We start from the raw sequence: 17,517 nt of genomic DNA, 5'->3' as shown, positions 1-17,517 counted from the left end.
CGCAATGCTCGACAGCCTTGATCGAACGATCACTCTGACGGCTCCGGCCAAGATCAATCTCGCCCTGCACGTGACCGGCCGGCGCAGCGATGGCTATCACCTTCTCGACAGTCTCGTCGTCTTTGCCGGCTTCGGCGACAGGATAAGCGTCAAGCGTGCGGCGCTCGATGACTTCGCCATGTCCGGTCCTTACGGTCATGCCCTGCCCGGTGATGCGTCCAACCTCGTTCTCAAGGCGCGCGATGCGCTGCGCGCGGTGTTCCCAGCGCGGGCAACACCTGTTGCCATCCATCTTGAAAAGCATCTTCCAGTCGCATCGGGCATAGGCGGTGGGTCGACCGACGCCGCCGCAGCGCTTAGCGCCCTTTCCAGCCTGTGGGCCCTTGATGTCGGCATCGACGCTTTAGCGGCAATCGGTCTGCCGCTTGGCGCCGATATTCCGATGTGCCTCTACGGCCAGCCGCTGATCGCGCGCGGGGTTGGCGAGGAGATCGAACCGATGGCGACATTTCCGCGACTGCCGCTTCTGCTTGCCAATTGCGGCGCTTCGATCTCGACACCAGAGGTGTTTGCCGCCCTCGACAAGCGCGACAACCCGCCCTTGCCGGCTCTGCGCGCGATGCGCTCGCTCGATGACGTCTGCGACTATCTCAAGGCAACGCACAATCACCTGTTCCAGGCGACACGAGCGCTGACCCCCGGGATCGACGATACGATCGCTGCGCTCGAACGGACATCGCCGCGGCTGGTGCGCATGTCCGGTTCAGGCGCAACCTGCTTTGGTATTTACGACAGCGACAGCGACGCCGAAGGGGCGGCGGCAAAACTCCGTCGTGATCATCCTGGCTGGTTCGTCGTTGCAACGCATAGTGCCATGGAGGGAAACTGACCGTGGCGCGCATTGATGAAACAAGACCCTTCGTTCCAGTGAAGATCGCCGTGCTGACGGTCTCAGACACGCGCAAGCTCGAGGACGACAAATCCGGGAGCACATTGGCTGAACGACTCCTAGCGGCCGGCCACACGCTGGCGGAACGCGCCATCGTGACCGATGACGTCAACAAAATCCGCGACAAGGTGCTGTCCTGGTCGGCAGATCCGGATATCGACGTCATCATCACCACCGGCGGCACCGGCTTTACCGGCCGCGATGTGACGCCCGAAGCGCTCGAACCCATCTTTGAAAAGCGCATGGACGGATTTTCCGAAGTCTTTCATCGCATTTCCTACGACAAGATCGGCACCTCGACGGTCCAGTCGCGTGCGACCGGCGGCGTCGTCAACGCCACCTTCGTCTTCGTGCTGCCCGGTTCGCCCGGCGCGTGCAAGGATGCGTGGGACGGTATCCTGCAGCATCAGCTCGATTACCGGCATATGCCGTGCAACTTCGTCGAGATCATGCCGAGGCTCGACGAGCACCTGAAGCGTACCGGAAAAGCTTAAAGCAGCTTGCTGGATAGGAGTTCTAGCCCTTCAACGGGGCGGGAATAATTTCTGCGCGCAGCCGCTTCATTGCCAGGCCTCGCGCAATATCCACCGATTTCTTGCCTGGGTTGAACAGCGCCATCGACTGGCGCTTGGATATAAGCAATCCGTCTGCGAGCGGATTTCCCGGCTTGAACACCCGGCTGAGGAACGGCCTGCGATGCGCATGAGAACGGGTGAAGCAGGCCGGCCCCTGCATGCGCTCCACATGCATGGCAACGGGCTCGATCCAGCCGTCGAGCAGGCGCGCGCCCGGCTCCAGAAAAAGAAACCACTCGCTTCGCGCCCGGCGAAAACCATCAAGCAGCGTCTGGTCCTGCAAGAAGATGCAACCTGCCTGGTCTGCGACCCGGTGCGTCTGATCGACGGATCCCTCATCGACCACGACGACGTCGCTGAGCAATCCTTCGACCGCGCCACCCACCAGCCCGGCGAGCGTTCTTGCCAGAGGTTCATCCGAATTTTGGGTTTCAATCAGAACGGAGATCATTTCGAACGCTCTATCGCATAATCGGCCGAATATCCATCTGTCCTTTCGGCGCACAGATGGGTGGGATCGCATCAATATTGTTCTTGCTTTGTTCTAGGTTTTTGCTAGGAATAGATTCATGTAGCGGCTGTGATTAGCGAATCGAGATTCGCTTCAGTCCAAGGAGAACGCAAATGAACATTGTGGTGCAAGCGGACAAAGCCGCCTTCGGGCAAGGCCGTGCACAACACGCCAATGCCGTGATCGACGAAGCGGGCCTGCGCATCGATTCGGAACGCCGCCGTGGCCGCGGCGCAGGCATGAATCCGTCGGGACGCTTTGAAGCCGAGAGCCGCCATGTCTATGACGATGGGTGGGAGACGATCGAGGACCTGCCGCCCTTCAAGACCGAGGTTCAGATCGAGAAGCCGCGCGTCATCATCACGCGCAATGAATCGCCCGACATCAGCTTCGACCGTTCGATCAACCCCTATCGCGGCTGCGAACATGGCTGCATTTACTGTTTTGCGCGGCCTACCCATAGCTACATGGGGCTTTCAGCCGGGCTCGATTTCGAATCGAAACTTTTCGCCAAACCTGATGCAGCGGAGATGCTCGACAAGGAACTTTCGAAGCCGGGCTATACGGCGAAGACGATCGCCATCGGTACGAATACGGACCCCTACCAGCCCATCGAGAAGAAGTGGCGCATCATGCGCGACATACTCCAGGTGCTTGAGGCACACCAGCATCCGGTGGGCATCGTGACGAAATCGGCGCTGGTTATGCGTGACCAGGACATCCTTGCACGCATGGCTGAAAAGGGTCTCGCCAAGGTTTGCCTTTCGGTCACGACGCTGGACGGCAAGCTGGCGCGAACCATGGAACCCCGGGCCTCGACGCCGACGCGCCGCCTGCAGGCACTGCGCAGCCTCGCCGATGCCGGCGTTCCGGTCGGTGTCATGGTTGCGCCGGTCATCCCCGGTCTTAATGATCATGAGATCGAGCGCGTCCTTGATAGCGCGAGGGCAGTGGGTGCGCTCGAGGCGGGTTATGTCCTGCTCAGGCTACCGCTCGAAGTCAGCCCGATCTTCAAGGAATGGCTGCTGCGCAACTATCCAGACCGCTACCGCCACGTGCTTTCGCTGGTACGGTCCATGCGCGACGGAAAGGACTACGATGCTGAATGGGGCAAGCGCATGCGCGGCGACGGGCCTTATGCCTGGCAGATCGGCCGCCGCTTCGAGATCGCGGCCAAGCGGCTGGGGATGAATCTCGCCAAACGGCGCTTGCGCACCGATCTTTTTTCCCCAACTCCGGGAAGCGAGCAGCTTTCCTTGTTTTAACAAGGGTTTCCGTCAGGCTGCGCCCCCATCCCGGCCTGATGTGACCTTGGGTAGCCTACCCCATCGCTACCTGAGGACTTGCAGAGAATCAGAACGAATGCGAGTTTCGTCGCAACATGGCTCGATCGCGTTCTGATTCTCTGCTTCTTCCCCTGGAGCCGGTAAAACCGGACTTTACCAGCGAGCGTAAGCTCATGCGCAGCGGCGTCGAATATATCGTCGGCATCGATGAGGCGGGGCGCGGTCCGCTGGCCGGCCCGGTGGTCGCCGCGGCGGTGATCCTCAATCCGAAGAAAATTCCCGATGGGCTCGACGATTCGAAGCGCCTGACGGCGCAGCGACGCGAGGAACTTTTCGATATCATTACGGCCACGGCGCTCTCCTGCGCGGTGGCCAGCGTTTCGGCGCCGGCAATCGACGCCACAGATATTCTGAAAGCCGCGCTCGAAGCGATGCGCAGGGCAGTTTGCGGGCTCGCCATTCAGCCCGGCCACGCACTGATCGACGGACGCGACGTGGCGCCCGGCTTGCCGTGCCCTGCAACGGCACTGATCCGGGGCGACCAGCGATCGGTGTCGATCGCTGCAGCATCGATCCTTGCCAAGGTGACGCGCGACCGCATGATGACCCAGACGGGCAAGTACCTGCCGCTGTACGGGCTCGAATCGCATGTCGGCTATGCCACCGAATATCATCGCAATGCCATGGAAGCCCATGGCCCGGTCGTCGGACTGCACCGCTTCAGTTTCTCGCCGCTCAAGGATCGGCAGGTCTAGAGCGCTGCCTGTTTGGATAGCCCCGCTCCCAGAGGTCGGATTGCTTGGCACGCCGGATCGAACGACCAGCCCCTCTCCCGCACCTATAGCGGCAGACAAAAAAGCCGCCCGGAGGCGGCTTCTCGACAGGCATTCAGCCAAGCTTAATTGAGGCGTGACTTTACCTCGGACAGCGAAGACTTGAAGAGGTCAGCCGACGTTTTTGTATCGACCTTGTCAGCAAGAACCCTGCTCGCTGCTGCAACTGCAACATCGACAGCCGTGGCGCGAACCTCGTTGACCGCTTCGACCTGGGCCTGGGCAATCTTCTGTTCGGCCAGTTTATGGCGGCGCGCGATATATTCTTCGCTCTTCTTCTTGGCTTCCTCAAGCAGGCCATGGGCTTCGCGCTGGGCGATTGCCACGATCTCGCCGGCTTCCTTTTCGGCGTCCTTGCGCTTGCGCTGAAATTCAGCGAGCAGCGACTGGGCTTCTTCACGCAGGCGGCGTGCCTCCTCAAGCTCGTCACGGATACGATCGGCCCGGCTGTCGAGCGACTTGCCGACGACACCCGGTACCTTGAGGTAGACGATCAGCGCGAGGAAGATGATCAGGCCTACGAGGGCGTAAAATGTTGCGTCCAATTCCATTTTCGTTCTCCTCAGCCCCGGACGGCTTTGACAGCGGCAGAGACGCTTGCCTTGTCGACATTGCCACCGATGATCTTGTTGACGATCTCGGTCGCCGTGTCCTCGGCAATGGTTCCGACTTCCTTCATTGCCTTGTCCTTGATGGCGGCAATGCTGGCTTCGGCTTCGCTGAGCTTCTGTTCGAGTTCGGCGGTAATCTTCGCCATTTCCGAATCGGACTTGGCCTTGGCCTCGTCCTGCGCGGTCTGGGCGATGGAGCCTGCCTTCTTCTTGGCGTCGGCAAGTTCCTGCTCATAGGCGGCGAGAGCTTCGTCCGAATCCTGTTTCATGCGGGCAGCCTGGTCGAGATCGGTCGCGATACGATCGCGGCGCGTCTCGATGATACCGCCGAGGCGAGGCAGGATCACCCGAGAGAGGAAGAGGTAGAACGCCGCGAATGTCAGTGCGAGCCACAGTACCTGGGAGGCGAAGTGGGTCGTATCAAAGGGCGGGAAGACAGCCTTCTCATGCGCCACACCGGTTTCGGTATGGGTTTCTGTTGCATGAGCGTCAGGCGCCGCAGGAACGGCCGTGCCGGCAGCGCCATGCGTATCGGTCTGAGCGACGATTGTTTCCGTTGTGGATGCGGCATGCGCCGAAGACACAAACATATGTTGTCCCCTTGGGTTCGGGCGTTTCCCAAATCAGCAAACTGGATTGCTGCATATGATTACTGGCCGCGCGCAGCGCAGCCAGCAATAGTGTGCTGTCGTGAATTAGACAGCGAAGAGAAGCAGAAGAGCGATGAGCAGCGAGAAGATGCCCAGAGCTTCGGTAACGGCGAAGCCGAATACCAGGCGGCCGAACTGGCCGTCAGCTGCCGACGGGTTGCGCAGTGCACCGGACAGATAGCTGCCGAAGATATTGCCGAGGCCGAGGGCCGTGCCGGCCATACCAAAACAGGCGAGACCTGCACCGATGTACTTTGCTGCTACCGGATCCATATTAAACTCCTTTGGATAGAATTCTCATTGATAGATTTGCATTTGGCGGAGACCGCCGGTGAAGTTTTCTCAGTGACCGCCAGGATGTACTGCGTCGTTCAGGTACATGCAGGTGAGCACGGTGAAGACGTAGGCCTGAAGGAAAGCCACCAGGAATTCGAGACCCGTCAGGGCGACCGTCATGGCGAGCGGCAGGATCGAGCCGCCAATGCCGAGAGCGCCGAGCGCGCTCATCGAGGCAACGAAGCCGGCAAAAACCTTCAGCGTAATGTGGCCGGCAAGCATGTTGGCGAAAAGACGAACTGAAAGGCTGATCGGACGGGAGAGGAACGAAATGATTTCAATCGGTACCACGAGCAAAAGCAGAAGCTTGGGAACGCCGGACGGTACGAAGACGCCGAGGAACTTGAAGCCATGCTTGGCGAAGCCATAGGCCAGCACGGTCCCGATGACGAGGATTGCGAGGCAGAAGGTAACGATGATCTGGCTCGTGACCGTGAAGAAGTACGGAAACATGCCCAGCATGTTGGCAACGAGCACGAACATGAAAAGCGAGAAAACGAACGGGAAGAACTTCATTCCGGCGCTGCCAGCCGAATCGCGCAGCGTCGAGGCCACGAACTCGTAGGCCATCTCGGAAACCGACTGGAGGCGGGTCGGGATCAGTCCGCGGTTGGACGAGGTGAAATAGAGAAATGCCGAAGCGACAGCAACCGTCGCGACCATGAAGGCCGATGAGTTGGTGAAGGAGAGGTCGACTCCACCCACATCAATGGGAATCCACTTGTTGATATGGAATTGATGAATCGGATCGTTTGACACTCTAACCTCGTCTGTAATGTCTCTACTTGCGGGTCCAGTCTTGCGACCTTGGCCGAAGCCTATTCCGGTTTCTTGGTGTCCGAACCCTTGCCGAGCTCCGCACCTTGGTTCTCCGCCACACGTCCCGTCGAGCGCAGGATGTTCAGCGTTCCAGCACAAAAACCAAGGAGGAGCAGCACGATCAGCCCCCAAGGTGAAGTACCCAAAAATCGGTCAGCTAACCAGCCCAACCCCGCACCAGCCAGAACGCCGGCGATGAACTCGCTCGACAATTTCACGGCCTGCGCGACACCGGAGGCGGTTTCCGTCCCCTTGTCTTGCGAACTGGGCTTGAGACCTACACCCCTGGCAGCCAATTTTGCCGCCAGAGAGCGACTGCGACTCTCCAGTTCATCCGAAGTCAGTCTGCGTCCAGCACCCGGCGTGTCACCGACAGGACCTGACGTATCGGGTTCTTTCCCGTTGGCCAATGGCATGTCCTTTACACGCTGAATGCGAGGCTTCACCCCCGCTTCGAAGTCGCGCGCAACATATTGTCCCGATCCGCGCTAGTCAAGGCGCTGGAAGGAGACTCTCAAGGGTAATTTTCGCCGTAAAATTCAATATGTTAGGCAAATATGACTTTATGTCTCACCTCTTTGGCGAAAATTCGGGTTCGAATCCTTGCCGATCGCCGCCCGTTGAGCATCCGTTCTGCCGTGCACCAACCAGACACACGCCCCTCAACAGGCATTCGCAACCCTGCGTTTCTTGCGGGCAACAGCGAACTTTCCGATAAATGCGGCACCGACAGCTTGAGGGGAAGCAGGTGCGCCGAGCCAGCCGGCGTATCGAGGAGGATGGGCCGCTTCGACCATGGCAAAGGCCTTGCCCTCGAACTTGGAGGTGAAGCATGTGGTTCAAGCCACTTAGCATCACCCTGATTATGAAAAGAACCCGGACTGGCTGGACAATGTCGATCCGGGTTCAATTCAACTAATCAGGAACGGGGGGCGGGCGAAAGCTCGTTCCCCACTCCAAGAATAATATAGCAGCTCTCGCACCAATTCCAAGACGACGAAAGTCGGATCAAATCCAGCCGCCGCCGAATGTTCGATAGAAGATGTGCGCGCCGATCTTGTCGACACGCTTCATCGTTCGCGCCCAGTTGGGGCGAACATAGACTGCATGGTAATGGGTTGCGGACCCAACTTCAGGCAAGAAAATCTGTCCGGATGTCACGGCCTGCGCCACCTGCTGCGCTACTTTCCATTCCCTCGGTTCCGTGACGTGGAGCTTGCGCCCCTCGCAGGCGAACGAGAACTGGCAGCGATTGATCCAGTCATCGTTCTGGTAGACGACGCCGCAAATCGTCTTCGGATAGGCCGGGTTGCGCACGCGGTTGAGAATGACCTGCGCCACTGCCGCCTGTCCCTTGATGCTCTCGCTACGCGCCTCAAAATAAATGCCTGTCGCCAGGCATTTTTGTTCTTCCTTGGTGAAAACGACGGGAGGCAAAGGCGTTGCCAGCCAATAGTGATCGCCAGCGCCGAGCTGCGGGACAAAGCGTCCCGGCGATTTCGGCTCGTTTAGGATCGAATCGAACGGCGAGGTCTTCGAATAATCCGGCGTCGCCGGCGCATAGCCGAGTGCCAGAACATCAGGCTTGTCATTATTGACGAGGCTCGCCAGCATTGGCGGCATGTCGGAAGCCGGCTTTTCCGCAGCCCGGTTGTGAAATGCGAGCGCGATCTGAAATTCCTTGCCAGCGATATTCGGCTTGGTGAATGCCATTGCGACTTCAATATCCTTGGACGGGCGAACCAGCATGCTCTGGCGCTGAAGGATCGAGCCGGCGTTGAAGGCTTTCGGCGGCGCCTTCTTGCTGATCGAAACGATTCGCCCCTGCTTTTCGGCGCGATTGATCCGCTCCTCGTCCGGAGTGGCGCCACGCGACTTCTGCGTGCCCTTGATGGCGATCGGACCGATGCCAGGCGCATCGACACCGCTTGCAGGAATCGATCCCGTGATCGCCTTTTCATCGACGAATGACATGTTGGCCTTCTGGATGGAACCTGCCGGCGATTTTTCGAGATAGGAACTCCAGCGCCCCTGCCCCGATTCGGATCCGGAAAGGAGGCTCGTCATATCCTGATATGCGGTCACGGTCGGGGAAAAGAGATAAAGCGCCGCGCCAATCAGCAAAGGGGCCGTATAGCTCTTGCCGGTCTGGTTGGTTCGCAGGGAACGCAATGCCCGCACATACTCCGAGAAACGCACGCCGATAACCCCACTCAAACCGAACAGTTCGAGCTAAAAAATGAAGCATTAACCTTGATGGAGAGTTAACGGCGCAGGCAGAAGTTTAGCGAACGAGCCCACGCCGGATGTTATCCGCGATGCTCAGCGCTTCTTCTTGGCGCGGCCCGCGAACGGATTGTCGGATGCGCGCAACACGACGCGTATCGGAACACCTGGCATGTCGAATGTTTCGCGCAGGCCGTTCGACAGATAGCGCACGTAGGATGTCGGAAAGGCTTCCGGACGCGAACACGAGATGACGAAGCCCGGCGGGCGGGTCTTCACCTGTGTGATGTACTTGATCTTGAGGCGGCGTCCGGCAACAGCGGGCGGCGGATGATGCGTCGTCACACCCTCGAGCCAACGATTGAGACGGCCGGTGGAAATGCGCCGGTTCCAGATTTCGTCGGTGGTGGCGACGGCCGCCATAAGCTTGTCGATGCCCTGGTTGCGCTCGCCCGAAATCGGCACGGCGCGAATACCGCGGATTTGCGGCAGCAGGCGTTCCGTCTTCTCGCGGAGATCGGCGAGCACCATCTGGCGGTTCTCGACGAGGTCCCACTTGTTGAAGGCGATGACCGGGGCGCGACCTTCGCGAATGATAAGGTCCGCGATCTGCAGATCCTGCTTTTCGAAGGGGATCGTCGCATCGAGAACGATGATAACCACTTCGGCAAAGCGAATCGCACGCAGTGCATCGCCGACCGAGAGCTTTTCGAGCTTGCCCTGGACGCGGGATTTTCGGCGCAGGCCAGCCGTATCAAATAGCTTGATCTTGCGGCCTTTCCATTCCCAGTCGACCGAGATGGAGTCGCGGGTAATACCGGCTTCGGGTCCCGTCAGCAGACGGTCTTCGCCAAGCATCGTATTGACCAGCGTGGATTTGCCAGCATTCGGACGGCCGACAATCGCAATGCGCAAGGGCTTCGACGAATCGTAGTCGGGAACGTCCTCGGCATCCGGATCGTCAATATCGTCGCCGATGAGATCCGCCGATGGCCCAGGCGCAGCCGGAATGCTGACAGCGACCGAATCATCTGCGTCTTTTTCAGCATGTTCGTCCGGGAAGACGCGCTCCTCGCCCATCGCTTCGATAATTGCGTCGCGCAGATCGGGAAAGCCCTGGCCGTGTTCGGCCGATATCGGGCAAGGCTCGCCAAGGCCGAGCTGCCAGGAATCGTACATCCCGGCCTCTGCGCCACGCGCTTCCGCCTTGTTGGCAACGAGAACCACGGGCTTGCCGGAGCGGCGCACGAGATCGGCGAAGGTAACGTCGGTGGGCGTGACGCCCGCCTTGGCATCCACCAGGAACAGAATGAGGTCGGCTTCGCCGATGGCGGCTTCGGTCTGCGCGCGCATGCGGCCTTCAAGCGATTCGCTCGGCATTTCCTCAAGGCCGGCCGTGTCGATCACATCGAAGTTCAGATCGTACAACTTGGCCGAATGGATGCGCCGGTCGCGGGTAACCCCCGGCAAATCGTCGACGAGTGCCAGTTTGCGACCGACGAGGCGGTTGAAAAGCGTGGACTTGCCGACGTTCGGGCGCCCTACGATGGCAAGGGTGAAACTCATCCGTTCGGTTTCCTGTCTCAGCCGGCTGTTGCAGCAGGCGCCGCACCGGTGCTGCGCAACATATCCAGCATGGTATCGGCGAACTGGCGAACATTGGCGGGAGCCGACTTGTCGTCGGCGATCTGTTGGAACAGCTTGGCGGAATCGGCGCCGCGTCCAGCCTTCCAGGCCGCAAGACCCAGCGCCTCGCGCGCCGAATGACGCATCGGGCTTGAATCTGAAGACAGCGTCTCGACGCGGCTTGCCACGTCCTCATAGGAACCGGTGTCCACGAGAATGAAGGCAGCGCGCAGCTTGGCAAGATCGCGAATGGCCTGCGGGATCGAACTATCGGCGGAGACCTTGTCGAAGGCGGCGACCGCGCCGGCGGTGTCGCCCTTCTGGGCAAGAACGCCTGCGGCGCGCATGCGTGCGAGCACCGGATAAGCGCCGTAGCCATCCTTCTCGAGTTCATCGAGCGTCTTGAGTGCGTCGTCGTTCTTACCGTCCCGAACAAGGTTGAGCGCAGCCAGGAACTTGTCGCCCGATTGCGAAGCCTGCCTCTCGGTCCAGTATTCATAGAAGGAGAAGGCCGCGGTGCCGACGACGATTGCGACCACGCCGCCGATGAGCAGCGAGCCGTAGCGTTTCCAGAAAGCCTTCACCTTGTCGGAACGCAGTTCCTCATTCACTTCACGGAAAAAGCCGTCGTCAGTCATAGTGCCTCTTGGTTCAGCTTGCGCCAAAGTACAATTGTTAAAAACGCGGTGCAGCAGAGCCGCCCGCGCATGGAGTTCAGGCGCTTTTAGTCGGAAAACTCAAAGGATGTAAGTGGCAAACGAAAATTAGGACATCGTCGCCGGTTACATCGGCTGAACGCCGATCAACAAAGCGTGCAATTTCCACACGAACAGGCCGTAGAGCACGACGCCAATCATGACCGCGATGATGTCATTGGACACCGGGCCTGCCACAATGTTAGGGGCGCTAATGAGACCGGCGCGCTCCTGTCGCTTGATGGCAATCCGATCAGCCACCGCCCAGGCGAGGAACGACAGGAACAGGATCAGCGAGGCCAGATCGCCGTTGGCAAGAAGATGCGCCAATGCCCATGTCTTGATGGCGATAAGCATCGGGTGCTTGAGCGCGGGTTTCATCCTGCCGGGCTTCGCGATGAAGACGCCGAGGAAGATCGCGGCAAAAAGCATCAGGAGACCGGCTATATGCTTCATGAAGACCGGTGGTTCATAAAGGATCGCGGCGTCAGGACGGGCAAGGCCGTATCCCCAAACGAGGAGGAAGAAGCCGGCAAGCGAGAGTACCGAATAGAAGCCCTTCCACTTGTTCTCGCCCCACTGCTCGATCTTGGCGAGCCGCCATTGCGGCGCAACGATGCGGACCGAATGAACGCCGAGAAAAACAATGATCCCAAGAATCAGTACCAGCATGGTCGCCCTCCCCGAAAGATGCCTGAGATTATAGCGGCATTGGAATAGTTCCAAGCTGATCGCTTGCGGTGGATCGCCGCGTCCGATCATCGCCACAATTGCCCTGTAGCGACGTTATTTCCCTTCCCGGAGCCGCGTTACCCCATCATGCGTTCGACCATCCTCGCCGCCGCATCCGCGACCCTGTTGTTTTCGATGCCGGCTTTGGCCGATGGCGGCGTGGCGGCGCGCGATACGCCGGACGCAAAGCCGCAATATGTGCTGATCTCGTTCGACAATTCCGGCAGCAACGAGCTTTGGGATCGCAGCCGCGCACTTGCGCAGCGCAGCAATGCGAAGTTCACCTATTTTCTTTCCTGCGTCTTCCTGATCGATCAGTCCGACCGGAAGTCCTACCAGGCTCCCGGCCAGGCGCAGGGGCGTTCGAACATCGGCTTCGCCACATCGAAACAGGATATCGCAAAGCGGCTCGACAATATCTGGCGGGCAAGAAACGAAGGCAATGAAATCGCGAGCCATGCCTGCGGCCACTTCGACGGCAAGAACTGGACAAGGGCAGACTGGCAGCGGGAACTTGTCACCTACAAGCAGGTGTTGACCGGCGCCTGGGCGAAATATGGAAACGATGCGGAGCCCGAAGGCTGGAAAAACTTTGTCACCGACGAGATACGCGGATTCCGCGCGCCCTATCTTTCCGAGGGTCCCGCGCTGATATCGGCGCTCCGCGAACAGGGCTATGCCTTCGACGGCAGCGGCGTTTCGCGGGGGCCGGCCTTGCCGGTGCATTCGGGCGGCATCTATCAGTTCGGGCTGCCGACGATCAGCGAAGGCCCGCAGAATCGCCCTGTGATCGCCATGGACTATAATCTTTACGTCCGCCATTCGGGCGCGGTGGAGCGTCCCGACCAGTTGAACGTGTTCGAGGGCCGCGCCTATGACGCCTTCAAGGGCGCTTTCGACCGACAGTATCAAGGCCAGCGCATCCCGTTCCAGATCGGGCTGCACTTCACGCTGATGAATGGCGATGCCTATTGGCGGGCGCTGGAGCGCTTTACCGAAGAGGTCTGCCCCAAAGCCGATGTGCGGTGCACGACGTACAGCCAATATTTGAAGGAAACGGGCGGTGTTGCCATGCCCGTTGCCCGGGCGGAAGTTTCACAACCCGCGGCAAAGGGCGGCATCTGAGCCGCCCCTCACTTCGTCAGTCTCAAGCGTCTTCGGTCTGCGTGCGCAGGTAGTGCTCGTCGATCGACGGCAGTGGCTCATCATAGATCACCGCCTCGAAGGCGCGCAGGCGCTTGTAGATCGATATCAGCTCGACGATGGTCGTCCACGAATTGACGAGGTACTGGAACGACGACGTTACCTGCGAGAAGGCGCCGCTGATCTGGTTCATCGTCCCGAGCGTGATCTTGCCGGCGACGATCGAAGGGATCAGCACGATCAGAGAGAAGATATTGTCGGTCTGCAGATAGAGATAGCGGGCGACGTTGAAGTACATATAGTGGAAATAGAGCCGGAAATAATTGCGCCGCACATTGGCGAAAAGCTCCCTCACCACCGGAGGCTGGGCGCGGTCGTCGTGATCCTCGCCATAGACGAGTTCCTTGCGGTACGCTGCTTCGACACGCTGGTTGCGGAACTGCAGGCCCGGCAATTTGACGCCGACGCCGGCGAGCACCACCGTTCCGAAGATCGACCAGAAAACGGCGGCAAAGACCAGCGGATGCGGCACTTCGCCGACGATCGGCAGTTCGGTGATATTCGCTGAAAGTGCGATCAGCACCGGGACGAAGGCAATCAAGGTCATGAAGGAATCGATGAGCCGGACGCCGAGCCCTTCCATGGTCTCGGCAAAGCGCATCGTGTCTTCCTGCACACGCTGCGAGGCGCCTTCGATATGGCGAAGCTGGCTCCAGTGCGACATGTAGAATTCGTTCATGGCAGTGCGCCAGCGGAAGATGTAGTGGCTGACGAAGAAGGCGAGAAGCACGCTGACGGTGACCCCGACCAGGGCGACGCCGAGGAACTGGCTTACCCCCTCATAGAATTGCTCGTAGGTCACCGGCGCGGACTTCGACACTGCCGTCTGGATGAGATTGTAGAATGGTCCGTACCAATTGTTTACGGCGACGCTGACCTGCACCTGGAAATAGGTGACGAACAGGATGAAGGCCGAGCCGAGCACCGACCAGCGCTGCCAGCGGTGCGGGGAAAACCAGGCCCAGAATGCGGCGAAGATAACGACGACGATGGCAAAATAGATATAAAACCAGATGAAGGGCGTCGACCAGAAGCTGGCAATGCCGATGATCGGCGGCGCATCGGGCGCCGCCGGCGGCAGGCCGAACCGGGCACCAAGCTGTTCGCCTATGGCAAACCAGAAAAGGACGGCGAGAAGCGACCAGAGCACTGCCGAAATGAAGAAGAGCTTCGGCCTTGGGAAGAATGAAACGAACACAGTGACACGTTCTCCGTGTGAAAAGTTGCGCAATTCATAGTTGTTCTGAATTGCACTTAACAGCACGAATTGGTCAAACATCGCTCAACAGCGATTAAATTGCTGTAATGATCTGACGATCGGAAAATGGGGATGGCGAGGTTACAGGCGGGCGATTTGCAATCGCCCGCCTGTAACGGAATGACTCAGCTATTCTCCGACTGCGTACGCAGGTAGTGCTCGTCGATCGACGGTAGCGGTTCATCATAGATCACCGCCTCGAAGGCGCGCAGGCGCTTGTAGATCGATATAAGCTCGACGATGGTCGTCCACGAATTGACGAGGTACTGGAACGACACCGTTACCTGCGAGAAGGCGCCGGTGATCTGGTTCATCGTCCCGAGCGTGATCTTGCCGGCGACGATCGAAGGGATCAGCACGATCAGCGAGAAGATATTGTCGGTCTGCAGGTAGAGATAGCGGGCGACGTTGAAGTACATATAGTGGAAATAGAGCCGGAAATAGTTGCGCCGGACATTGGCGAAAAGCTCCCTCACCACCGGCGGCTGGGCGCGGTCGTCGTGATCCTCACCATAGACGAGCTCCTTGCGGTACGCTGCTTCGACACGCTGGTTGCGGAACTGCAGGCCCGGCAATTTGACGCCGACGCCGGCGAGCACGACCGTTCCGAAGATCGACCAGAAAACGGCGGCAAAGACCAGCGGATGCGGCACTTCGCCGACGATCGGCAGTTCGGTGATATTTGCCGAGAGCGCGATCAGCACCGGGACGAAGGCAATCAAGGTCATGAAGGAATCGATGAGCCGGACGCCGAGCCCTTCCATGGTCTCGGCAAAGCGCATCGTGTCTTCCTGCACACGCTGCGAGGCGCCTTCGATATGGCGAAGCTGGCTCCAGTGCGACATGTAGAATTCGTTCATGGCAGTGCGCCAGCGGAAGATGTAGTGGCTGACGAAGAAGGCGAGAAGCACGCTAACGGTGACCCCGACCAGGGCGACGCCGAGGAACTGGCTTACCCCCTCATAGAATTGCTCGTAGGTCACCGGCGCGGACTTCGACACTGCCGTCTGGATGAGATTGTAGAATGGTCCGTACCAATTGTTTACGGCGACGCTGACCTGCACCTGGAAATAGGTGACGAACAGGATGAAGGCTGAGCCGAGCACCGACCAGCGCTGCCAGCGGTGCGGGGAAAACCAGGCCCAGAATGCGGCGAAGATAACGACGACGATGGCAAAATAGATATAAAACCAGATGAAGGGCGTCGACCAGAAGCTGGCAATGCCGATGATCGGCGGCGCATCGGGCGCCGCCGGCGGCAGGCCGAACCGGGCGCCAAGCTGTTCGCCTATGGTAAACCAGAAAAGGACGGCGAGAAGCGACCAGAGCACGGCAGAAATAAAGAAGAGTTTGGGCTTGGGAAAAAACGATACAAACACGCGGCGCGTTCCTTATGCAATCTCTAGCAATTTATGGTTGTGAAATCAGTTGGTTAGATAATATTCTTCTCAAAGCTAGTGCACGGTGTCCGCAGTTAGGCAAGGCTCAACGTTTACTTTTGCCCAGCTTGCTGGTTGCAATGAACAAACAATGGAGGACGCGATGGTTGGTGAAACGGATCTTGGCAAGCTTTTGGCAACGATGCGTCCGGTTCTCGCCGAGGGCGTCTATATGTTTGCGACCATTGCCAAGGGTGACCCGGCCCCGGCCGGCGTCGAGCCGGTGATGATGTTTCGCGAGGCGGAAGGCCTGACGCTGATCGTCGATGAAGCCACCGCTAAGCAATATGGGCTTGCAGCGATATTCCGCTCGCGGATGATAACGCTCGATGTTCACTCCTCGCTGGAGGCCGTCGGCTTTCTTGCGGCGATCACTGCTTGCCTTGCGAAGGCCAGCATGGGCGTCAATCCGGTCGCCGGGTATTACCACGACCACCTGTTCGTGCTGGAAGATCGCGCCGACGAGGCCATGAACTTGCTGCATCAATTGGCGCAGGACGCCGGGCGAACGAGCTAGCGGCCGCCCTGCCCGCGCCGCGCCGAATAGGCAAACGCCGCGGCAACGATGAGGCTTGCCGCCGCAGCGAGCGTCGCGAAGATGAAGTCGCCGGTGATATTGGCAAGGTAGCCGCCGACGAGCGGACCGATGATCTGGCCGATACCGAAAGCCGCCGTCATCACAGCCATGACCTTGCGCGGCGAATGCGGCAAGAGCACCCGGCCCGCCTGGAAGCCGAAGGCGGTGATGACGATGAATGTCAGTCCGAGCAGGAGACCGCCGATTATCGGACCATAGGGCGCCGGCAGGACGACGCTTGCCGCAACGCCGATCGCCTGCACCGCGCATCCGAGCGCAAGGGCGATGAACGGGCCGGTCCGGTGCAGAAGCGGCGTCCATAGCCAGACCGAAACCGCCCCGGCGATGCCGGTCAGGAGCCAGACCAGCGCCTCCATCCACGGCCCGCCCTGGCTGGAGCGCACGATGGCAATGATGAAGGTTGCCGTAATGATGTATCCAAAGCCGAATATGCCATAGGCGATATTGATCTTGATGAAAGCGGGCGTCCAGGCAAGACGCGGCTCCTCTACCGCCGCGCCACTGCGAACGGGACCCGTCCTGATGAGCGTAAGTACGGCCAGCAGACCCAATAGCGAAAGGATCGCAGCACCGATCCAGTCCTCCCGCCAACCATAGCCATTGGCGGAACTGAAGGCGACGAGCAGCGATGAAACGGCAATGCCGGTGCCGACTCCGCCGAAATGGATCGCCTGCAGGTCCTGGCGGTTGGCTGCTGCAAGGTGGCTGAAGACGATCGTCGCCGCAAAGACCAGCATAAAGGCGCTGGCCATGCCGGCAAGGAACCGCACCAGCGAAAAGACCAAGACGCCATCGCTTATGCTCATGATGAAGCAGAGGGTGGCACTCGACGCCAGCGCGAGGTAGACGAGCGGCCGTTCATAGCCGGACCACCAGCTGAAACCCGCCACCACCGCGCCGAGCAGATATCCCACATAGTTCGCGGAGGCGATAAGGCCCGCATCGCCCGGCGACAGGCCGAGATCGCTCATCATGCCGGGCAGGATCGGCGTGAATATGAAGCGGCCGATGCCCATGCCGACGGCCATGGAAACAAGCCCGCCAAGCGCGAGGCGGACGGAGGATGAGGTCTGCGATTGCATGGCGGGACATTATCGCTGCAGTGCACACTGACAAGCCAATAAAATTGATGGTTGGGTTATTCGCGGTAATCGATTGCAGGCGGCTTGC

19 protein-coding genes are annotated in these 17,517 nt (G+C 59.5%); 6 read left to right on the top strand and 13 right to left on the bottom strand.

Annotation, left to right across the window (positions count from 1 at the left end; all coding sequences use genetic code 11):
- Window positions 1-4 precede the first annotated feature (4 nt).
- The gene (locus BLR72_RS14945; protein ID WP_091949884.1) at window positions 5-889 is read left to right on the top strand and encodes a 4-(cytidine 5'-diphospho)-2-C-methyl-D-erythritol kinase; all 885 of its coding nucleotides are present in this window, start codon (window positions 5-7) and stop codon (window positions 887-889) included.
- A gap of 2 nt (window positions 890-891) precedes the next feature.
- Window positions 892-1,443 (top strand): molybdenum cofactor biosynthesis protein B, encoded by a 552-nt coding sequence (gene moaB, locus BLR72_RS14940; RefSeq protein ID WP_091949882.1) that lies wholly within the window; start codon window positions 892-894, stop codon window positions 1,441-1,443.
- 22 nt (window positions 1,444-1,465) lie between these two features.
- On the opposite strand, the gene BLR72_RS14935 is transcribed toward moaB, so the two are convergent.
- A complete protein-coding gene (locus tag BLR72_RS14935) occupies window positions 1,466-1,975 on the bottom strand; it encodes a glycosyltransferase (RefSeq protein WP_091919475.1) in 510 nt (169 codons plus the stop codon).
- 173 nt (window positions 1,976-2,148) lie between these two features.
- On the opposite strand from BLR72_RS14935, the gene BLR72_RS14930 reads away from it, so the two are divergent.
- Together BLR72_RS14930 and BLR72_RS14925 are read left to right on the top strand one after the other, a co-directional pair.
- Window positions 2,149-3,300 (top strand): PA0069 family radical SAM protein, encoded by a 1,152-nt coding sequence (locus BLR72_RS14930; RefSeq protein ID WP_091949880.1) that lies wholly within the window; start codon window positions 2,149-2,151, stop codon window positions 3,298-3,300.
- Between the two features lie 116 nt (window positions 3,301-3,416).
- The gene (locus BLR72_RS14925; RefSeq protein WP_036813274.1) at window positions 3,417-4,076 is read left to right on the top strand and encodes a ribonuclease HII; all 660 of its coding nucleotides are present in this window, start codon (window positions 3,417-3,419) and stop codon (window positions 4,074-4,076) included.
- A gap of 143 nt (window positions 4,077-4,219) precedes the next feature.
- On the opposite strand, the gene BLR72_RS14920 is transcribed toward BLR72_RS14925, so the two are convergent.
- The 9 genes from BLR72_RS14920 to BLR72_RS14880 form a co-directional block, all read right to left on the bottom strand.
- Window positions 4,220-4,699, bottom strand: a complete 480-nt coding sequence (locus BLR72_RS14920) for a F0F1 ATP synthase subunit B (protein WP_162737267.1) — start codon at window positions 4,697-4,699, stop codon at window positions 4,220-4,222.
- 17 nt (window positions 4,700-4,716) lie between these two features.
- Window positions 4,717-5,355: a F0F1 ATP synthase subunit B gene (locus BLR72_RS14915; protein WP_091949877.1), complete on the bottom strand. Its 639-nt coding sequence runs from the start codon at window positions 5,353-5,355 to the stop codon at window positions 4,717-4,719.
- A 105-nt stretch (window positions 5,356-5,460) separates the two neighbouring features.
- Window positions 5,461-5,688 (bottom strand): F0F1 ATP synthase subunit C, encoded by a 228-nt coding sequence (locus tag BLR72_RS14910; RefSeq protein ID WP_008125314.1) that lies wholly within the window; start codon window positions 5,686-5,688, stop codon window positions 5,461-5,463.
- Window positions 5,689-5,757: 69 nt separating this feature from the next.
- The gene (locus BLR72_RS14905; protein WP_027230118.1) at window positions 5,758-6,510 is read right to left on the bottom strand and encodes a F0F1 ATP synthase subunit A; all 753 of its coding nucleotides are present in this window, start codon (window positions 6,508-6,510) and stop codon (window positions 5,758-5,760) included.
- A gap of 59 nt (window positions 6,511-6,569) precedes the next feature.
- Complete coding sequence (locus tag BLR72_RS14900) at window positions 6,570-6,986, bottom strand: AtpZ/AtpI family protein (protein ID WP_091919483.1); 417 nt, start codon at window positions 6,984-6,986, stop codon at window positions 6,570-6,572.
- A 592-nt stretch (window positions 6,987-7,578) separates the two neighbouring features.
- Entirely contained in the window at window positions 7,579-8,742 is a 1,164-nt protein-coding gene (locus tag BLR72_RS14895; protein WP_228019534.1) for a cell wall hydrolase, read from the bottom strand.
- A gap of 150 nt (window positions 8,743-8,892) precedes the next feature.
- The gene (der, locus tag BLR72_RS14890) at window positions 8,893-10,362 is read right to left on the bottom strand and encodes a ribosome biogenesis GTPase Der (RefSeq protein ID WP_091949875.1); all 1,470 of its coding nucleotides are present in this window, start codon (window positions 10,360-10,362) and stop codon (window positions 8,893-8,895) included.
- 17 nt (window positions 10,363-10,379) lie between these two features.
- A complete protein-coding gene (locus BLR72_RS14885; RefSeq protein ID WP_091949873.1) occupies window positions 10,380-11,060 on the bottom strand; it encodes a tetratricopeptide repeat protein in 681 nt (226 codons plus the stop codon).
- A gap of 144 nt (window positions 11,061-11,204) precedes the next feature.
- Window positions 11,205-11,789, bottom strand: coding sequence for an NnrU family protein (locus BLR72_RS14880; protein ID WP_091950277.1), 585 nt, complete (start codon window positions 11,787-11,789; stop codon window positions 11,205-11,207).
- Between the two features lie 147 nt (window positions 11,790-11,936).
- Here BLR72_RS14880 and BLR72_RS14875 point away from each other — a divergent pair, with 147 nt between their 5' ends.
- A complete protein-coding gene (locus tag BLR72_RS14875) occupies window positions 11,937-12,974 on the top strand; it encodes a polysaccharide deacetylase family protein (protein ID WP_244506715.1) in 1,038 nt (345 codons plus the stop codon).
- 22 nt (window positions 12,975-12,996) lie between these two features.
- Here BLR72_RS14875 and sbmA (BLR72_RS14870) read toward each other — a convergent pair whose 3' ends face one another.
- Window positions 12,997-14,250 (bottom strand): peptide antibiotic transporter SbmA, encoded by a 1,254-nt coding sequence (sbmA, locus tag BLR72_RS14870; protein ID WP_091950274.1) that lies wholly within the window; start codon window positions 14,248-14,250, stop codon window positions 12,997-12,999.
- 185 nt (window positions 14,251-14,435) lie between these two features.
- Entirely contained in the window at window positions 14,436-15,689 is a 1,254-nt protein-coding gene (sbmA, locus tag BLR72_RS14865) for a peptide antibiotic transporter SbmA (protein ID WP_091949871.1), read from the bottom strand.
- Between the two features lie 163 nt (window positions 15,690-15,852).
- On the opposite strand from sbmA (BLR72_RS14865), the gene BLR72_RS14860 reads away from it, so the two are divergent.
- Window positions 15,853-16,266 (top strand): ACT domain-containing protein, encoded by a 414-nt coding sequence (locus tag BLR72_RS14860; protein ID WP_091950273.1) that lies wholly within the window; start codon window positions 15,853-15,855, stop codon window positions 16,264-16,266.
- On the opposite strand, the gene BLR72_RS14855 is transcribed toward BLR72_RS14860, so the two are convergent.
- Window positions 16,263-17,429 (bottom strand): YbfB/YjiJ family MFS transporter, encoded by a 1,167-nt coding sequence (locus BLR72_RS14855; RefSeq protein ID WP_091949869.1) that lies wholly within the window; start codon window positions 17,427-17,429, stop codon window positions 16,263-16,265. The genes BLR72_RS14860 and BLR72_RS14855 overlap by 4 nt on opposite strands.
- Window positions 17,430-17,517: the final 88 nt, after the last annotated feature.

This window comes from Phyllobacterium sp. YR620, assembly GCF_900104165.1.
Lineage (GTDB): Bacteria > Pseudomonadota > Alphaproteobacteria > Rhizobiales > Rhizobiaceae > Phyllobacterium > Phyllobacterium pellucidum.
The sequence above is the reverse complement of the archived record's forward strand: the minus strand, read 5'-3'. Positions and strand labels throughout refer to the sequence as shown.

Coding starts and splice junctions, on each gene's coding strand:
- BLR72_RS14925 (WP_036813274.1), top strand. CDS start 3,417: ATGGCTCGATCGCGTTCTGATTCTCTGCTTCTTCCCCTGGAGCCGGTA.
- BLR72_RS14855 (WP_091949869.1), bottom strand. CDS start 17,429: ATGCAATCGCAGACCTCATCCTCCGTCCGCCTCGCGCTTGGCGGGCTT.
- BLR72_RS14875 (WP_244506715.1), top strand. CDS start 11,937: ATGCGTTCGACCATCCTCGCCGCCGCATCCGCGACCCTGTTGTTTTCG.
- BLR72_RS14900 (WP_091919483.1), bottom strand. CDS start 6,986: ATGCCATTGGCCAACGGGAAAGAACCCGATACGTCAGGTCCTGTCGGT.
- der (WP_091949875.1), bottom strand. CDS start 10,362: ATGAGTTTCACCCTTGCCATCGTAGGGCGCCCGAACGTCGGCAAGTCC.
- BLR72_RS14935 (WP_091919475.1), bottom strand. CDS start 1,975: ATGATCTCCGTTCTGATTGAAACCCAAAATTCGGATGAACCTCTGGCA.
- BLR72_RS14860 (WP_091950273.1), top strand. CDS start 15,853: ATGGTTGGTGAAACGGATCTTGGCAAGCTTTTGGCAACGATGCGTCCG.
- BLR72_RS14910 (WP_008125314.1), bottom strand. CDS start 5,688: ATGGATCCGGTAGCAGCAAAGTACATCGGTGCAGGTCTCGCCTGTTTT.
- BLR72_RS14945 (WP_091949884.1), top strand. CDS start 5: ATGCTCGACAGCCTTGATCGAACGATCACTCTGACGGCTCCGGCCAAG.
- BLR72_RS14885 (WP_091949873.1), bottom strand. CDS start 11,060: ATGACTGACGACGGCTTTTTCCGTGAAGTGAATGAGGAACTGCGTTCC.
- BLR72_RS14915 (WP_091949877.1), bottom strand. CDS start 5,355: ATGTTTGTGTCTTCGGCGCATGCCGCATCCACAACGGAAACAATCGTC.
- BLR72_RS14880 (WP_091950277.1), bottom strand. CDS start 11,789: ATGCTGGTACTGATTCTTGGGATCATTGTTTTTCTCGGCGTTCATTCG.
- BLR72_RS14930 (WP_091949880.1), top strand. CDS start 2,149: ATGAACATTGTGGTGCAAGCGGACAAAGCCGCCTTCGGGCAAGGCCGT.